The following is a 20,029-nucleotide window of genomic DNA, read 5'->3' on the forward strand; positions in this document are numbered from 1 at the left end:
TGGGCTCGTTGCGGCGCCGTAGGCCCTCACCGACCAGGAGCACGACACCGTTGAGGGTCAGGAAGATCGCGGCGAAGACGGGCGCCGCGAACAGCGCGTGCAGCGGATCCACGAGCAGGGGACCGGCCACGGCCACCGGGATGGTGGCCAGTACCAGCAGCACGCCCAGACGCTGCGGGACGGTGTCGAGCCGGCCGGTGCGCAGGGTCGCCAGGAATCCGGTGGCGATCGCCCACCAGTCGCGGCGGTAGTGCCCGATCAGCGCGACCGCCGTCGCCACATGGAGGGCGACCACGAACGCGAGATAGGGCGTATCCGTGTGGTGCTCGTCGGCCTGCACCAGGGCGGCCCAGTCGTCGCCGAGCCATCCGGCCAGCAGCACCGAATGGCCGAGGCTCGAAATCGGGAACAGTTCGGTGACGCCCTGGACCGCGCCGATCACGGTGGCTTGCAGGTAGGTGAGCATCGCGGACGATTCTCGCACGCGCCCGAAAGCGTCTGCGCAGCGCGGATACCCGATAGCCGGCGGATCGCGGGCCACGCCGCGCCCGGGCGGGCGCGAAACGCCGACTCGTCTTGCGGGCCGCGGGACCGGTGTGCCTAGACTGTGCCGCGCAGGCTGTCATAGCTGTTTGCTCTTGGGTGGCCCCGTGATTGGGGTGTGTGGGCCATATCGACGTAAACGCAATGCATACAGGCAAATTCGGGCATGTGCAGGGGGAACGGTCTGCCATGCTCTCGTGCCGCCGAGTCTGAGCGAGAGGTTGGGAATGAACCCGAAGTCGGCCGGAACCATCGATCACGATCTGGATCTGATACCTCTGTCGCGTGCCCAGTACGGCATGTGGCTGGCCGATAACCTCCCCGGCAGGCCCGCTGCCAATATCGCGCACTACATCGAGATCGACGGCCCGCTGGACGTCGACGTCTTCACCCAGGCGGTGATCAACTTCGGTGAGGAGACCGAGGCGCTGGTGGTGCGGGTGGTGGAATTCGAGGGCCGCCCTTACCAGTTCGTCGATCGCAGTATCGGCTATTCCCGGTCGGTGCTGGATCTCACCGGCGAGGACGATCCGTTCGCGGCGGCCATGGAGTGGATGCGGCGTGACTACCAGACCAAGGCGCGGGATCTGAGCCGTGACCGGCTCGCCGCCACCCAGCTCTTCCGGATCGGTGAGCACCGGCACCTGTGGTACGCGCGAGCGCATCATCTGGTCGTCGACGGATACGGAGCGTTCAACGGCGTCCTGCGGATCGCCGAGCACTACAACGCCATCGTCGAGAGCAGACCCGCGGTGCCGTGGGCGGGTGCCGATCTGCGGGCGGTCGCCGAAGCGGAACTGGCCTACCGGTCCGGCCCCCGCTACGAGGCCGACCGTGCCTACTGGCTGGGCAAGGTGGCCGATCTGCCCGCCCCCGTCGGCCTGTCCGGCCGGACCGCCCGGTGGAGCCCGGTCGATGTGGTCGCGGGCCGGCAGCTCCCGCCGCGGCTGGCCGAGCGGATCGACGCGCTGGCCGCCGAACTGCACGCCTCGCCCGCACAGGTGGTGATCGCGGTCTTCGCGGCCTTCCTCGCCCGGATGACCGGCAGCGATGATGTGGTGCTGTCGATGCCGGTGAGCGGGCGGGTCACCCGCCGGCTGCGGGAGGCGCTGGCCATGCTGGCCAATATGGTGCCGATCCGGTTCCCGCTCGATCCCACGGCCACGGTGGCCGAACTCGTGCGCACCTCGGCGACCGAACTCGTCTCCGCGATCCGCCACCAGCTGTACCGGTTCGAGGATCTGCGCCGCGATTCCGGCGCGCTGGACGCCGACGCCAATTCGTTCGGCCCGGTGGTCAACGTGCTGTTCTTCGACTCCGAGATCCGGCTCGGTGCCGCGGTCGGCCACTACCGCGCGCTGACCTCCGGCCCGCTCGACGATCTGCAGCTGAACCTGTACCGCTCGGGCCCGGACGCGCCGCTGCTGCTGGAAATGCACGGTAACGCCCACCTCTACGAACAGCACGAACTCGATTCGCACGCCGACCGGTTCCTGGATTTCCTGGCACGGGTGACCGATTCACCGGTGGACACGCCGGTGGCCGAGATCCCGCTGCTGGACCCCGCCGAACGCCGCCGCATCGTCGGCGAGCTCGCCGGGCGCGACGGCGCGGTCACCACGGCGACCCTGGTGGACCTGCTGGCCGAGCGCGCGGCCTCCGACCCGGCCGCCGTCGCGGTCACCGCCGGAACCGCCACACTGACCTACCGCGAGCTGGAGGCACGGTCGAATCGGCTGGCCCGGGCGCTGATCGCGCGGGGCGCGGGCCCGGAGACACTGGTGGCCATCGCGCTGCCGCGTGACGCGAACCTGATCGTCGCCGCCGTCGCCGTGCTGAAATCCGGCGCCGGATACCTGCCGCTGGACACCACCCATCCGGCCGAGCGGCTCGAATACGTGTGCGCGGACGCCGATCCGGTCCTCGTGCTGACCGATCACGACGGCCGGGACCGGCTGCCGGGCGATTCCGCGCGCACGGTGCTGTTCGACGACCTCGCCGCCGAACCGACCCCGGCGGGGCCGATCACCGACGCCGAACGCCTCGCACCACTGCGTGGCGGCAATATCGCCTACGTCATCTACACCTCCGGTTCCACCGGGCGGCCCAAGGGGGTGGCGATCGCGCACCGCGCGGTCGCGACCTATCTGCTGAATTCGTGCGCCGCGGCGGGGGTGGGGCCGGGCGACGTATGGACGCTGTTCCATTCCTTCGCGTTCGACTACTCGGTATGGGAGATATTCGGCGCCCTCACCAGCGGCGGCCGGGTGGTCGTCGTGGACGGCGCCACCACCCGCTCACCCGATGAGGTGGTGCGGCTGGTGGCCCGCGAGCGGATCACGGTCTTCAACCAGACACCGTCGGCGTTCCAGCAGTTCATCGCCGCCCGGGAGCGGTACGCGCGGGCCGGCGAACCCGAGGGCGGGCTCGCGCTGCGGCTGGTGATCCTGTCGGGCGAACGTCTGGATCCGGCCGGTCTGGAGTCGTGGTACCGGCGCCACTCCGACGACCGGCCGGTACTGGTCAACAGCTACGGAATCACCGAGACCACCGTTTTCGTCACCTATCTCGGCCTGACCGCGGCCGGTGCGGTGCCCGGGGCGCCGAGCGCGATGGGTCCGGCGCTGCCCGGTCTGCGAACCTATCTCCTCGACGACCGGCTGCGGCCGGTGCCGCTCGGCGCGTGGGGCGAGATCTATGTCTCGGGCGCCCAGCTGGCGCGCGGCTACCTGGCCCGCCCGGGGTTGAGCGCGTCCCGTTTCGTCGCCGATCCGTTCGGCGCCCCCGGCGACCGGCTGTACCGCAGCGGTGATATCGCGCGCCGCGATCATCGGGGTGGCCTCGAATATCGCGGCCGTGCCGACCTGCAGGTGCAATTGCGCGGATTCCGCATCGAACTCGACGAAGTACGCAACGCGCTGCTCACCCACCCCACCGTCGCGGCGGCGGCGGTGGTGGTGCACAACCCGGATGCCGAGGCGGCGACGCTGGTCGCGTATGTGGTGCCCGCCCCGGAGACCGGCTGCGCGGCCGATGTCCTGCGTGCGCACGTGGCGGCGGGGCTGCCGGAATACATGGTCCCGGCCGCCGTCGTCGTCCTGGACGCGCTGCCCCTCACGGTGAACGGCAAGGTCGACCACCGGGCACTGCCCGATCCGGTCTTCGATTCGGCCGCGGTGTACCGGGCACCGGCACCGGGCCTGGAGGAGACGATCGCCGATGTCTTCGCCGAGGTGCTCGGGATCGAACAGGTGGGGGCGCTCGACGGTTTCTTCGAACTCGGCGGGAACTCGCTGACCGCCACCGGCGCCGCGGTGCGTATCGCGGAAACGGCCGGCTGCGAGGTATCGGTCCGCGATCTGTTCGGAACCCCGACCGTCGCCGGGCTGGCCGCACGTCTGGGCGCCGCGGGCCGCCCGGCCCGGCCGCCGCTGCGCGCCCGGCCCCGGTCACAGCCGATCGCGCCGGCGCCGGCGCAGAACCGCATGTGGCTGATCAATCAGGCCGATCCGGACTCGGCGGCCTACAACATCCCGCTGGTGGTCCGGCTGACGGGCCGGCTCGACCATGCGGCGCTGCGCGCGGCCCTCACGGATGTGATCGACCGGCACGAGACCCTGCGCACCGTGTATCCCGCCGTCGACGGGATGGGCACGCAGGTCGTGGTGCCCGCGGCGGAGGTCGTCGGCGGGTTCGAACTCACACCGGCGCCGGCCGACGATATCGCCGGGCGGATCGGCGAACTGACCGCGACCGGGCCGGATGTGAGTGCGCGGCCCCCGATCCACGCCGCGCTGCTGGCCGCGGGTCGCCGCAGCCATGTGCTGGTCCTGGTCCTGCATCACATCTGCTGCGACGGCGCATCGCTGCGCCCGCTCGCCGCCGATGTGGCGCAGGCCTACGAGGCCCGCGCACACGGCAAGGCGCCCGACTGGTCACCGCTGACGGTCCAGTACGCCGATTACAGCGCTTGGCACCGGGAACTGCTGGGCGACGAGGACGCACCGGATTCGGTGGCCGCGCGCCAGCTGGACTATTGGATCCGGCGGCTGGCCGGTAAACCCGCGCTGCTGGAACTTCCCGCCGATCATGCCCGTCCCGTACACCGCTCGATGCGGGGTGGCCGGACCGAGACCGTGGTGGCGGCCGAAACCTTCGCCGGAGTCCGGAGTCTGGCCCGCGAGGCCGGGGTGACCACGTTCATGGTCGTGCACGGCGCGCTCGCGGTGCTGCTGGCGCGGTTGTCGGGGACCACGGATATCACGGTGGGCACCCCGGTCGCCGGACGCGGCGAGCGGGCGCTGGAACCGCTGGTCGGGATGTTCGTCAATACGGTGCCGCTGCGCACCGAGGTCCGCCCGGACGAGACGTTCACCGAATTCCTGGCGCGGGTCAAGGACGCCGACGTCGATGCCTTCGCGAACAGTGATCTCCCCTACGAGCGGGTCGTGGAGGCGATCGCCCCGCGCGATTCCGCGGACTTCGCGCCGCTGTGCCAGGTATATCTCGCGTTCGAGAACATGGACCGGCCGAGTCTCGAACTGTCCGACCTCACCGTGGAGGTCATGGACGCCGGGCCGCAGCCCGCGAAGGTGGATCTCATCGTCACCGTCGCGGAGAACGCCGCCGGCGACGGCGCGGACGAGCGCGGGGTGGCCGTGCGATTCGATTACGCCACCGATCTGTTCGAGCAGGCCACCGTCGAGGAGTTCGGCGCGCGGTTCGTCCGCGTGCTGGAGGCGATCGTCACGCATCCCGGGCATCGGGTGGGCCGGCTGGAAGTGCTGTCCGCCGGAGAACGGGCGGCCACGGCGCCCGCGGTGGGCGCGCCCGCCGAACCGGCCCGGGTACTGGCCGAGGTACTGGCGGTACGCGATCCCGGCGCGGTCGCCGTGATCTGCGGTGACCGCACACTGAGCTATGCCGGCCTGGACGCCTGGTCGAACCGGGTCGCCCGCCGGCTCATCGCCCTCGGGGCCGGCCCCGGCGACCATATCGGGCTCGCCGCCGCGCGGTCGGTGGAGTTCGTGGTGGGGATCTGGGCGGTGGCCCGCGCGGGCGCTGCGTTCGTGCCGGTGGATCCCCGCAACCCGGCCGAACGTATCGCGCTCCTGATCGCGGACGCCGGAATCCACGTCGCCCTGGCCGTCACCGCCACCCGGGATATGCTGCCCGGCAGCGTGACCGCGGTCATGCTCGACGAATCCGAGCCCGCCGCGGCGGCCGCGGAACCGGCGCCGCCGGTGACCGACGCCGACCGGATCCGGCCCTGCCGGACCGCCGATACCGCGTACGTGCTCTACACCTCGGGGTCCACCGGAATTCCCAAGGGAGTGGCGGTAACCCACGAGGGGCTCGCGAATTTCGCCGCCGAACAACGCGACCGCTACCGGGTGGACGCCCGCGCCCGGGTATTGCAGCTGGCGGCACCGGGTTTCGACGCGGTGATGCTGGAAGTGCTGATGGCGCACGCGAACGGCGCGGCACTGGTGGTGTGCCCGCCGGAGGTGTACGCCGGGCCCGAACTGGCGGAATTGATCGGCGCCCACCGCGTGAGCCACGCCTTCATCACGCCGAGCGTGCTGGCCACGATGTCGCCCGAGGGGCTCGGCACGCTGCGGGTGCTGGTGGCCGGCGGTGAGGCGGTACCGCCGGAGACGGTCGCGGTCTGGGCCCCGGGACGGGAACTGTTCAACGGTTACGGCCCGACCGAGACCACGATCATGGTCGCCATCAGCGATCCGCTGACGGCCGGGGAGCGAGTGACCCTCGGTGGTCCCCTCCGCGGTGTGGAGGCGATGATCCTGGATTCGAATCTGCAACCGGTTCCGGTGGGGGTGACCGGGCAGCTCTACATTTCGGGGGTCCAGCTGGCCCGGGGCTATCTCGGACGGCCGGCGGCGACCGCCGCCGCGTTCGTCGCGGGCGCCCGCGGACGTCCCGGCGCCCGGATGTACCGCACCGGAGATCTGGCCCGCTGGACGGCGGACGGCACCATCGAATACGCGGGCCGCACCGATTTCCAGGTGAAGATCCGCGGGCAGCGGATCGAACTCGGCGAGATCGACGCCGTCCTCGCCGCGCATCCGGCGGTGAAGGTCGCGGTGACGGTGGGCGTGGGCACCGGCGGGGATACCCGGCTGGCCACCTATGTGGTGCCGCACACCACGGTCGATACCGCCGAGCTGCTCGGATACGCCGCGCAGCGGCTGCCCTCGCATATGGTGCCCGGTGCGGTGGTGGTACTCGTCGCGCTGCCGCTGTCACCGGTCGGGAAGATCGATCGGGCCGCGTTGCCCGAACCCGAATTCGGTGCCACCACCACGGAATTCGTGCCCGCCCGCGACGCGGCGGAGGCCACGGTGGCGGGGGTGTACGCGGAGGTACTCGGCCTCGACCGGGTCGGCGCCTTCGACAGTTTCTTCGAACTCGGCGGGAACTCGCTGTCGGCCACCCGGGTCGTGTCCCGGCTGGGCGCAGTGACCGGCGTCGGTCTCGCCTTGCGGACGCTGTTCGACGCACCGACACCCGCCGCCCTGGCCGAAAGTATCCGCAAGGGTACGGCCACCGGCCGGGTGCCGTTGGGTCCGCGGCCGCGGACCGGCCGGATACCGCTCTCGCCGGCCCAGGCGCGGATGTGGTTCCTCAACCAGATGGATACCACCTCACCGCTCTACAACATCGCGGTGGTGTTGCGGCTCGGCGGTGCGCTCGATGTCGCGGCCATGCACGCCACGCTCGCCGATGTGCTCGACCGCCACGAAACGCTGCGGACCCGCTATCCGGACAGCGATACCGGACCGCACCAGGTGATCGCCGCGGCACCGGAGGCGATCGCCGCCCCCGAACCGGAGGATATCGCCGCGGAGCGCGCCGAGGCGCGCCTGGCAGCGGAGGTATCGGCGGGTTTCGACGTCACCCGGGAGATCCCGGTGCGAATCACCCTGCTGCGCACCGCTGCGGATACGCACATCCTGGTGCTGGTCGTGCACCATATCGCCTTCGACGGGTCGTCGCTGGCTCCCTTGGCCGCCGACCTCATGGCGGCGTACCGGGCCCGCGTACGCGGGACGGCGCCGGAATGGTCGCCGCTGCCGGTGCAGTACGCCGATTACACGATGTGGCAGCGGGAACTGCTCGGCGCCGAGGACGATCCGCACAGCCCCGCCGCCGCGCAGACCGGATACTGGCGGGCGGCGCTCGCCGATCTGCCCGAGGTCCTGGACCTGCCCACCGACCGGCCCCGGCCCGCGGCCCAGTCCTTCCGGGGCGCGACCATCTCGGCGACACTGCCCGCCGATATCCACCGGGCGGTGATCGCGCTGGCGGCCGAACACGATATGACCGTGTTCATGGTGCTGCACGCCGCCTACGCGGCGCTGCTCGCCCGGTTGTCCGGTAGCGACGATATCGCGGTCGGCACCCCGATCGCGGGTCGCGGCGAACCCGGGCTCGACGGTCTGGTCGGTATGTTCGTCAATACCCTGGTGCTGCGCACCCGGGTCGGATCCGGCTCGTCGTTCCTGGCGATCCTGGACCGGGTGCGCACTGCGGACCTGGGCGCCTTCGAGAACGCCGATATTCCGTTCGAGCGCCTGGTCGAGGTGCTGAACCCGCGGCGTTCCACCGCACACGCCCCGCTGACCCAGGTGGGATTCTCGTTCCAGAACATCGAAATTCCCACCGTGGAATTCGAGGGGCTCGCGGTCGAGGCGCGGATGGCCGATCCGAGCGTGGCCAAATACGACCTGCACCTGCAACTCGTGGACGATCTGCGCCCGGCCGGCGAACCCGGCGGTCTCGGCGTGGAATTCGGGTACGCGACCGATCTGTTCGACGAATCCACGGTGGCCGCGATCTTCGACCGCTATCTCCTGCTGTTACGCGCGGTCCTGGCCGACCCCCGGGCCGCGGTGGGCGATATCGATCTGCTGACCGCGCAGGAGAGGCAGCGGTCCCACGCGCTCGCGACCGGGGCGGTGGCCGCGGGCGCGGACACCACGGTCGCCGCCTTGTTCGCCGAACAGGCCGCGCGCACACCGGGCAATATCGCGCTGATCGACGCGGACAGCGGTACCCGTATCGACTACGCGACCTTCGCCGGGCGGGTGAACGCGCTGGCCCGCACCCTGATCGGGCGGGGGATCGGTCCGGGCGCGGTGGTCGGGATCGCGATGCGCCGCGGTACCGATCTGCTGACGGCGCTGTACGCCGTGCACGCGGCCGGCGCCGCCTATCTGCCACTGGATCCGGAACAGCCGGCCGCGCGGACGGATGCCGTCCTGGCGACCGCCCGGCCGGCCGCCGTTCTCACCCGGCCCGGCGACGGCGCGGAACTGCCCGCCGGTACCGTCGTCTGGCCGTTCGCGGACCTCGCCGCCGAACCCGCCTCTCCGGATCCGGTCACCGACGCCGACCGGATCCGCCCGCTGGTCCCCGCGGATCTGGCCTATGTGATCTACACGTCCGGCTCCACCGGCGAGCCCAAGGGCGTGGCGGTACCGCATCGCGCGGTGGCCAACCAGTTGCGGTGGATGCGTGGACACTACGACCTCGGTGGCGGCGATGTGATGCTGCTGCGCACTCCGGTGACCTTCGATCTGTCGGTATGGGAGTTGTTCTCGGCGCCGACCTGCGGCGCGTCCCTGGTGGTGGCCGGCCCGGACGCCCACCGCGACCCCGCGCAGGTGGCACGGCTGCTGGCCGAGTACGGCGTGACCACCGTGGATTTCGTACCGTCGCTGCTGGCGGCGTTTCTCGAACCGGCGGCCCGGTACACCTACCCCACCCTGCGGCGGGTGCTGTGCATCGGTGAGGCGCTGCCCGCCGAGACCGTGCGCCGTTTCCGGGATCTCACCGATGCCCGGATCGACAACCTCTACGGTCCCACCGAAGCGGCGGTGAGCGTGACGGCGCACCGGGTCGGCGTACTCGACGGGCCCATCGTGGCGATCGGCGTCCCCGAGGCCGGTGTCACGGTGCGGGTGCTGGATTCGCGCCTGCGTCCCGTGGTCCCCGGCGTGATCGGCGAACTCTACCTGGGCGGTGTCCAGCTGGCCCGCGGCTATCTCGAGCGGCGGGCGCTCACCTGCGCGGCCTTCGTCGCCGACCCGTTCGGCGCGCCGGGGGAGCGCCTGTACCGCACCGGTGACCTGGTGCGCCGGGACGCCTCCGGCGACCTGCGGTATATCGGCCGCAGCGACACCCAGGTCAAATTGCGCGGCCTGCGCATCGAACCCGGTGAGATCGAGGCGGCGCTGCGTGCCCACGACAGCGTGGTGGCGGCCGTCGCGCAGGTACGCACCGACCACGGCGAGCAGAGCCTGATCGCCCATGTGGTCGCCGGGTCGCCGGTGGACGGCGCCGAGTTGCGCGCCTTCCTGCAGGGGCGGCTGCCGGGATATATGGTGCCCTCCTCGGTGCAGACGGTCGATGCCATCCCCCTGACGGCCAACGGAAAAGTCGACTACCGGGCACTGCCCGCGCCGCGGCCGCGGCCGGCCGAATCCCGCGCCCCGCGCGGGCTGGTGGAACAGACCGTCGCGGGAGTCTTCGCCGAATTGCTGGGGGTGCCGGATATCGGCGCCGAAGCCGATTTCTTCGACCTGGGCGGAAACTCGCTGCTGGCGACCCGCGCGCTGAGCCGGGTCGGGGAGATCCTCGAGGTGACGATTCCGGTGCCGGTGATCTTCGAGGCCGCCACCGTCGCCGACCTCGCCGAACGGATCACCCGGCTGCGTTCGGAATCCGGTGTCCCGGCGCCGGTGGCCCGGCCCCGGCCGGACCGGATCCCGCTGTCACCGGCGCAGACCCGGATGTGGTTCCTCGACCAGTTCGAACCCGATTCGGCCGCCTATGTGGTGCCGCTGGCCCTGCGGCTCGACGGCGAACTCGATCTGGATGCGCTGACGGCGGCGGTCACCGATCTCGTCGAACGGCACGAAAGCCTGCGCACGGTCTACCCGGCCGTCGACGGTGTACCGAGCCAGGTGGTGCTGGCGGCCGGGGAGGTCCTCGCCCACTGGGATCTCACCCCCGAACCTCTCGGCGAACGCGATCTCGCCCGCCGGCTGGCCGATATCTCGGCCACCGGTTTCGATGTCACCAAGGCGGTACCGGTCCGGGCCGCGGTGTATCAGCTCGCCGATACCGCCTGGGTGATCGCCCTCGCCGCGCACCACATCAGCTGTGACGGGTATTCGATGGGGCCGCTGGCCGCCGACCTGGTCACCGCATACCGCGCCCGCGCCGCCGGGCTCCCGCCGGACTGGGCGCCGTTGCCACTCCAATTCGCCGACTACGCCCTGTGGCAGCGCGAGGTGCTCGGCTCGCCGGAGGATTCCGGGTCCCGGGCGGCCCGCGATATCGCCTACTGGCGGCAACAACTGGCGGGATTGCCGGAGGTCCTGGAACTGCCCGCGGACCGGCCGCGGCCGGTCGAACGCACCCAGCGCGGCGCCGTCGTGCACGTGTCGATTCCGGCGGAACTGCAGGCACGGGTGGAGATCGCGGCCCGGCGGGCCGGCGCCACGCCGTTCATGGTGGTGCACACCGCGCTGGCGGTCCTGCTGTCGGCGCTGTCGGGCAGCGACGATATCGCTATCGGTGTGCCACACGCCGGTCGTGGCCATCGAAGCCTGGACACCCTGATCGGTATGTTCGTCAACACCCTGGTGCTGCGGACCCGGGTGACCGCCGGGCAGACGGTGGGGTCGGTACTCGACCAGGTGCGCCGCGCCGATATCGAGGCGTTCGATCACGCCACCGTTCCGTTCGAGCAACTGGTAGAGGTACTGCGCCCCGCCCGGTCGACCGCGCATACGCCGCTGTTCCAGGTGCTGCTCGCCTACCAGAACATGGCCCGGGGCCGAGTGGAACTGCCGGGACTCACGGTCGAGAACATCGACCCCGGCGACAGTGCGGCGATCTACGACATGCTGATCACCGTGGCCGAGGAACACGGGCCCCGGCACGAACCGGCCGGTATGTCGCTGCGCCTCACCTACGCCACCGATCTGTACGACGAGCAGACCGTACGCCGATTCACCGACCGGTTCATCCGGGTACTCGACGCGGTGGCCGGTGATACCGGGACGCGCGTCGGGGAGATCGACCTGCTGGACGCGGCCGAACGGCGGCTGATCCTGGAAACGTGGAACGACACCGAAGGCCCCGCCGCCACCGGGCACACCCTGGTGGACGCCTTCGACGCTCAGGTCGCCCGCACCCCGGAGGTGCCCGCGCTGTGCGGTCCCGACGGCACCGTGCTGACCTACGGCGAGTTCGACGCGCGGATCAACCGGGTCGCACGTGTGCTGATCGGCCGCGGGGCGGGTCCGGAAACCGTGGTGGGAGTGGCGGTCGCGCGGTCGATCGACCAGGTCACCGCGTTGTACGCGGTGCTGAAGGCCGGTGCGGCGTTCCTGCCGATCGACCCGGAGTATCCGGCGGCCCGGATTGCCGCGGTGCTCACCGCGGCCCGGCCTCTGCTGGTGCTCACCGGGCCGGGCGCGGGCCCGGAACTGCCGGCCGGGTACGAGACGGTGCGGATGGATCGCCTCGATACGAACACACTGTCCGGGGCCCCGGTCACCGATGCCGAGCGGCGCGCGCCGCTGCGGTCCGCCGATATCGCCTACATCCTGTTCACCTCCGGTTCCACCGGTACACCCAAGGGCGTGGCCCTCACCCATGCCGCCACCAACGGGCAGCTGGCGTGGGCGCAGCGGCAGTGGCCGCACGACGAGTCCGACGCCGTGCTGTACAAGACGCCGGTCACGTTCGATATCGCGGTGTGGGAACTGTTCTGGCCGCTGCGCACCGGAGCGCGGATCGTGATCGCCGAACCCGGCGGGCACCGCGACCCGCGCTATCTCGCGACCGTGATCGCCGAGCACGGCATCACCACCACGCACTTCGTCCCGTCCATGCTCGATGTGCTGCTGGAACTCACCGAGACGCCGTTGCCCTCGGTGCGCCGGGTCTTCGCCGCCGGCGAGGCACTGGCACAGGGCACCGTCGACAACGCGGCCGGTGTCTTCACCGGCGCCGAACTGGTGAACTGGTACGGACCCGCGGAAGCCGAGGTCGTGACATCGCGGCGCTGCCGGACCGGTCCGAGCGCGCGGGCGGCGGTGCCGATCGGGGCGCCGGTCTCCGATATGCGGGTCTATGTGCTGGATTCGCGGCTGCGGCCGGTACCACGGGGTATCACCGGCGAACTCTATGTATCCGGCACCCAGCTCGCGCGCGGTTACTACGGCAGCCCGGGCCGGACCGGGGTCGCGTTCGTGGCCCATCCGTACGGCCGGCCGGGCGAGCGGCTCTACCGCACCGGCGATCTGGTCCGCTGGAGCGCGGACGGCGAACTGGAATACCGGGGCCGTGCCGATTTCCAGGTGAAGGTTCGCGGGCAGCGGGTCGAACCCGGTGACATCGAGGCGGCGCTGTACGCGCAACCGGAGGTCGTCCGGGCCGTGGTTCTCGCGACCCCGGACCGGATCACCGGCTATGTGACCGTGGTGCCGGATTCCGGTGCCGACGGCCGTATCCTGCGGGATCGCGTGGCCCGGTCGCTGCCGTCCTATCTGGTGCCCGGCAGCGTGCAGATCCTCGACGCGATTCCCCTGACCGCGAACGGGAAGGTGGATCGGTCCGCCCTGCCGAGTCCGGTCGCCGACGATGCGGTGGCGGAATACGTCGCGCCCCGCGACGACCGGGAGGAGACGCTCGCCCGGGTCGTCGCCGAGATCGCCGGCGCCACCCGGGTGAGTGTGACGGCCAACCTGTTCGAGGCCGGTGTGAATTCGCTGTCGGCCGGCCAGATCGCCGCGCGGGGCGGGGCGGCCCTCGGAATCGATATCGGGATCCGCGATATCTTCGACGAGCCGACGATCGCGGGCCTGGCCGCCCGCTTGGCCGTCCGAGCGCCGTCCGGCGCGGCTCCGCTCGAACCCCGCCCGCGCCCGGAGGTGATCCCCCCGGCGGCCGCGCAGCGCCGCATGTGGTTCCTCAATCAGTTCGACACCGCCTCGGCGGCGTACAACATCGGTTTCGCGGCCGCGCTGACCGGCCCGCTGGATCTCGCGGCTCTGCGCGCGGCCTTCCGCGATGTCCTGGACCGGCACGAACCGTTGCGCACGATGTATCCCCCGGTCGACGGGGAACCCTGCCAGGTGATCCGGCCCACCGACGAGGTCTGTGACGGCCTGGTTCCGGATCCGGAGCCGATGCCGGGTGACGCCGATCCGGCCGAGCGGATCCGGCAGGCCACCGGCGCCGGTTTCGATGTGGCGCGTGCGGTACCACTGCGCACCCGGCTGTTCCGGAGCGGGCCCGAGGAGCATGTGCTCGTCCTCGTCGCCCATCACATCGCCGCCGATGGTGCGTCGATGGCGGCGCTGGCGCGCGATGTGTTCACCGCCTACGAGGCCCGGGCCCGCGGCCACGCCCCCGGTTGGGCGCCGCTGCCGGTGCAGTACGCCGACTACGCCCTGTGGCAGCGGGACCTCCTGGGTGCCGAGGACGATCCGGACTCGCTGGTCGCCCGCCAGATCGACTACTGGACGGCGACTCTCGGCGACGCTCCGGAACTGCTCGAACTGCCCACCGACCGGCCCCGGCCCGCCGTCGTTTCCACCGCGGGTGCCGCGGTGCGTTTCGATATCCCGGCCCGGTTGCACGACGAGATCCTGCGGCTGTCCCGGCGCGAAGGGGTGACACTGTTCGTCGTCCTGCACACGGCGCTGGCCGTACTGCTCGCCCGGACCGCGCAGACCGGTGACATCTGCATCGGCACACCGGTCGCCGGCCGCGGGCAGCGGGCACTCGACGATCTCGTAGGCATGTTCGTCAACACCGTGGTACTGCGGACGCCGGTCCGGGCGACCCGGTCGTTCCGCGAACTGCTGGCCGAGGTGCGCGAGACCGACGTCGAGGCGCTCGCGCACGCCGAACTGCCCTACGAACGGCTGGTGGATCTGCTCGAACGTCCGCGGTCGACGGCGTACACCCCGCTGTTCCAGGTGATGTTCGGCTTGCAGGATATGGGTGGCGCGCGGTTCGAACTGCCCGGTCTCGGTGTGGAATTGCTCGACCCGGGTCTGGCGCAGGCCAAAACCGACCTGACCGTGGTGCTCGGCGAAAGGTTCGACCACGACCGCCCGGCCGGGATCTCCGGTGAGATCGTCTACGCCACCGATCTGTTCCGGGCCGCCACCGCGGAATCGTTCGCCGACCGGTTCGTCCGCATTCTGGAGGCCGTGGCCGGCGATCCGGCGGTCGCGGTGGGCGATATCGATCTGCTGGGCGGCGCGGAGACCCGGGCGCTCGTCCCGGCCGGCGGCGGTCCCGCCGAGCGGCCCCGTCTGCTGCCCGCGCTGCTGGCGGACGCGGTCTCGGCGTATCCGGCCGCGATCGCGGTGGTGGGGGAGAGCGGGACGCTCACCTACGCCGAACTCGGACGGCGTTCGGACGCACTGGCGGCCCACCTGGCCGCGCGCGGCGCCGGTCCGGGCGTGTTCGCGGCGCTCGCGATGCCCCGTTCGATCGGCTACCAGATCGCCATGTGGGCGATCGCGAAGACCGGTGCCACCTTCGTTCCGGTGGATCTGCGATACCCGCCGGAGCGGATCACGCATATGATCCGCGATGCCGGTGTCGTCCTGGGGGTCACCGTGGCCGAGGCCCGGCCGACGCTGCCCGATGACGTGCGGTGGTCGGTACTCGACGATCCGCGGACCGCCGCGGCGGTCGAGACGGACGCCGATCGCGGTATCGCGGCCCCGGAACCCGGTACCCGGATCGGGGACGCGGCCTATGTGATCTACACATCCGGATCCACCGGGACACCGAAGGGCGTGGTGGTCACCCACGCGGGTCTGGCGAGTTTCGCGGCGGCGCAGCGGGACCGCTACGGGGTCGACGCGTCGGCCCGGGTCCTGCATGTGGCCGCGCCCGCGTTCGACGCGGTGCTGCTCGAGGCGCTGATGGCCTGTGCCGCCGGGGCGGCGCTGGTGGTATCGCCACCGGATGTCTACGCCGGCGCCGAACTGGCCAGGCTGATGCGGGCGCACGAGGTCACACACGCGTTCCTCACGCCCAGCGTGCTGGCCACGCTGTCGCCCGCCGAGATCCGATCGGTGCGGGTGCTGGCGATCGGCGGTGAGCGGATGCCGCCGGAACTGGTGGCGACCTGGGCGCCGGACCGGCAGTTGCACAATATCTACGGTCCCACCGAGACCACCATCGTGATCACCATGAGCGAGCCGGTCCGGCCGGGCGACGATATCGATATCGGCGGGCCCATCCGGGGCGCGCGGGCCGTGGTACTGGACGCGCGGCTGCGCCCGGTGCCCCCGGGCGTGCCGGGGGAGCTGTACCTCTCCGGTGACGCACTGGCCCGGGGATATCTCAACCGCCCGGGCCCCACCGCCGCCGCCTTCGTCGCCGATCCCTACGGCGAACCCGGATCGCGGATGTATCGCACCGGCGATATCGTCCGCTGGACCGGCCGGCGCACGCTGGAGTACATCGGCCGCGTCGATTTCCAGGTCAAGATCCGCGGCCAGCGCATCGAACTCGGCGAGATCGATGCCGCGCTGGTCGCGCTGGCGGAGGTGGCGGCCGCGGTCACCGTCGCCCGCCCGGGGCCCGGTGGACAACCGCTGCTGGCCGCCTATCTCGTCGCCGACGGGGGCGGGGTGGTCGACGTGGACGCGGTACCGGGGCGTCTCGCGGGAGTTCTGCCCGCCCATATGATTCCGGCCGCGATCACGGTGCTGGACCGGATGCCGTTGTCGTCCACCGGCAAGGTGGACCGGAAAGCGCTGCCGGACCCGGTCTTCGATACCGCCGCCGGCGATATCGTGGCGCCCGCCGGGGCGCTGGAGACCACCATCGCCGCCGCCTTCGCCGATGTGCTCGGCGTCGATGTCGTGGGCGCCACCACGTCGTTCTTCGCGCTCGGTGGTGATTCGATCATGTCAATCCAGCTGGCGTCGCGCCTGAAATCGGCGGGCGTGCTGGTCCGGGCCCGCGATATCTTCGAACGCAAGACCGTGCGCGAACTCGCGCGGGTCGCCGAATCGGCCGGCCGGGTGGCGCTGGACGAACTGCCCGGCGGCGGGGTCGGCGCGATAGCACCGACGCCCATCGTGTCGTGGTTCATCGAACGGCTGGGCGGTGCACGGCGGTTCGCCCAGTCCACGCTGGTGCGGCTGCCGGCCGACGCGCGCGCCGAGGAGGTCGCGGCCACGGTCCGGGCACTGCTCGACCGGCACGATATGTTGCGGTCCCGGCTGCGGGACGGGCAGCTGGAGGTGCTGCCCGCCGGTGCGGTCGACGCCCGCGACGCGGTACTCGTCCAGCGATTCGGCGCGGACCGGGCCCCGGGGACCGAGGGTTTCGCCGCCGTCGCGGAGGCGGCGGCCTACGCGGCCACCGAACTGCTGGATCCGTCGCGAGGGCGGATGCTGCAGGTCGTCTGCCTGCTGCCGGAGCCCGGCGTGGACGCCGAAGGCCGGGCGCTGGTGGTGATCCACCACCTTGCGGTGGACGGTGTGTCGTGGCGGATTCTGCTGCCCGATTTCGCCACCGCCTGGCAGCAGCTCCGGGACGGCCGAGCCGTCGAACTGCCGGTGCCGGGAACCTCCATGCGCCGCTGGGCACACGCCCTGCCCGACGCGGCCGCGCGCCGCGGCGGCGAACTCGAACTGTGGCACCGGATGGGTACCGCCGAGGATCCGCCGCTCGGCACGGCCGCACTGGATCCGGCCGTCGACACCCAGGCGACGGTGCGCTACATACCGGTCTCCCTGCCGCCGGAGGTCACCACGGCGCTCCTGGACGAGGTGCCGGCGGCCGTGCGCGGCAGTACCGACGACGCGTTGCTGGCCGCGCTGGCCATGGCGGTGACCCGGTGGCGGCGCCGCCGCGGCGGCACGCACGCGGGTTGTACGGTGCTGCTCGAAGGGCACGGGCGCGAAGAGCAGATCGCCGCGGGCGCCGATCTCGCCCGCACCGTGGGCTGGTTCACCAGCGCCTACCCCGTGGCGCTGGACCTGACCGGTATCGGTGACGCCGATGTGCCGGCGGCGGTGAAATCGGTGAAGGACCAGTTGCGCGCGATACCCGACAAGGGCATCGGATACGGTCTGCTGCGATATCTCGACCCGGTGGCCGGTCCGCGGCTCGCGGCGGCGCCGGAACCGCAGATCGGGTTCAACTATCTCGGCCGGGCCGGAGTCGATCTCGCGGCGCTGTCCGGGGTCGCGTGGGTACCCACCGGTGACCGGTTCGACCGGCGGGCCGCGTTCGATCCGGATATGCCCGCCGCCGCGGCGGTCACGATCGACGCGCATATCGAGGACACCCCGGCGGGCCCGGTCCTCGCGGCGCAGATCGGGTATGCCACCCGACTGCTGCGGCACGACGACGCGGCCGAACTCGCCGGCGCCTGGACCGGCGCGCTCACCGAGATCGCCGCCGCCGCACGCGCCGGCGCGGATTGGGGACTGTCCCCGTCCGATGTCTCGCCGGCCGGGATCACCCAGGCCGACCTGGACGCGTTCACCGGACGGTACGGGCCGCTCACCGATGTGTGGCCGCCCGCGCCGCTGCAGGCCGGCCTGCTGTTCCATGCCGAGTTCGCGGCCGGTGAACTGGATGTCTACACCGCGCAGTCGGTCCTCGGACTGGCCGGAACCGTCGACGCGCATCGGCTCGAACGCGCCGCGGCCGCGCTGCTGGGGCGGCATCCCAATCTGCGGGCCGCGTTCACCCGGACCGCCGCCGGAACAGCGGTCCAGGTGATCCCGGTGGCGAGCGCGCTGCGCTGGCATACCGTCGAATCCTGCCGGGACGCGGCGGAACTGGACGCGCTGATCGAGGCCGAACGGTCGGCGGTGTTCGATCCGGCGGATCCGCCGCTGCTGCGATTCCTGCTCGCCGAGGTCGAACCCGGCGACCATCGCCTCGTACTGACCGCGCACCATCTGCTGCTGGACGGATGGTCGCTGCCGCTGCTGTGCCGGGAGCTGATCGCGTTGTACGCGGTCGGGGCGGATCCGGCGCTGCTGCCGCCGGCACCGGCCTACCGGGATTACCTGGACTGGCTGGCGACTCGCGACGACGAGGCCGGTCTCGAGGTGTGGCGCGACGCCCTGCGCGAGGTCACCGAACCGACCCTGGTCACCGACCCCGTGACGACCGCGGTCGCCGATCTCCCGGCCGATCTGCCGCTGGTCCTCGACCCGGAGGCCACGGCCGCGCTGGCGGATTTCGCCCGCGACCACGCCGTCACCGTGGCGACGATCGTGCAATTCGCGTGGGCGGTGGTGCTGGGCAACCTGACCGGCGCCGAGCGGGTCACGTTCGGGGCCACCGTATCGGGCCGGCCCGCCGAACTGCCCGGGGTGGAATCGATGATCGGATTGTTCATCAATACGATCCCGGTGGCCGTGGATCTCACCCGCGACCACACGGTGGCCGCGGCGCTGAACCGCCTGCAGGCGGGCAACACCCGGCTGCTGGATCACCACCATCTGGAACTGTCGCGTGTCCTGGGTGCGGCCGGTATGCCGAACCTGTTCGACACCCTCGTCGTCTTCGAGTCCTATCCGGTCGACAGCAGTGGTCTCGGTGCGACCGAGATCGACGGGATGCGAGTGGTGACGGCCGAGGGCCGCGACGCCGCGCACTATCCGCTGATGGTGCAGGCGCACCAGACCGACCGGCTGCATCTGCGGCTCCGCTACCAGCGGGCCCGTATCGGCGACGCGACTGCCGCCGCATTGGCGGCCCGGCTGGAGGCGGTGCTGCGGGTGGTGATCAGCGCGCCCGGCACCACATTGGGGGCGCTGGATCTGCTCACCCCCGCCGAACGCGAGGCCCTGGTCCCGGCCTCCGGGGGCGCGGTCGTCGAACGTTCCCGCACCCTGGCCGAACTGCTCGCCGCGGGAACCGCCCTCGATCCCGGTGCGACGGCCCTGGTGTCCGGCGACCGGACGATCTCCTACGCCGAACTCGACGAGTGGTCCACCCGGCTCGCGCGCCACCTGATCGGGCTGGGCGTGCGCACCGGCGACCATGTGGCGCTGGTACTGCCCCGATCGCCGGAGTTCGTCGCGGGCCTGTGGGCGGTGACCAAGGCCGGGGCCGGATTCGTCGCCGTCGATACCCGGAATCCGGCCGACCGGATCGCGGTCATGGCGGCCGACGCGGGGGTGCGGGTGGCCCTCACCACCACGGCACGGCGGGAACTGGTCCCGGACCGGGTTCATCCGGTGGTGCTGGACGACCCCGCGACGCGGGCGGAGATCGCCGCCGTCGCAGCCGATCCGATCGGTGCGAGCGACCGGGTGCGTGCCACTCATCTCCTCGATACCGCCTACGTGATCTACACCTCGGGATCGACAGGTGTCCCGAAGGGGGTCGCGCTCACCCACGAGGGGCTGGCGAATTTCGCGGCCGAGCAGCGGGACCGCTT

Annotated in this window: 2 protein-coding genes; one reads left to right on the forward strand and one right to left on the reverse strand. The window is 71.5% G+C overall.

Going from position 1 to position 20,029, the window contains the following annotated elements:
* On the reverse strand, positions 1–466 hold a 466-nt coding region (locus ACWDU1_RS12430), incomplete at its 3' end, for an undecaprenyl-diphosphate phosphatase (protein ID WP_449998061.1).
* Between the two features lie 304 nt (positions 467–770).
* Between ACWDU1_RS12430 and ACWDU1_RS12435 the strand changes: the two genes are divergently transcribed.
* On the forward strand, positions 771–20,029 hold a 19,259-nt coding region (locus tag ACWDU1_RS12435; RefSeq protein WP_449998063.1), incomplete at its 3' end, for a non-ribosomal peptide synthase/polyketide synthase.

The organism is Nocardia sp. NPDC003345, assembly GCF_053589395.1.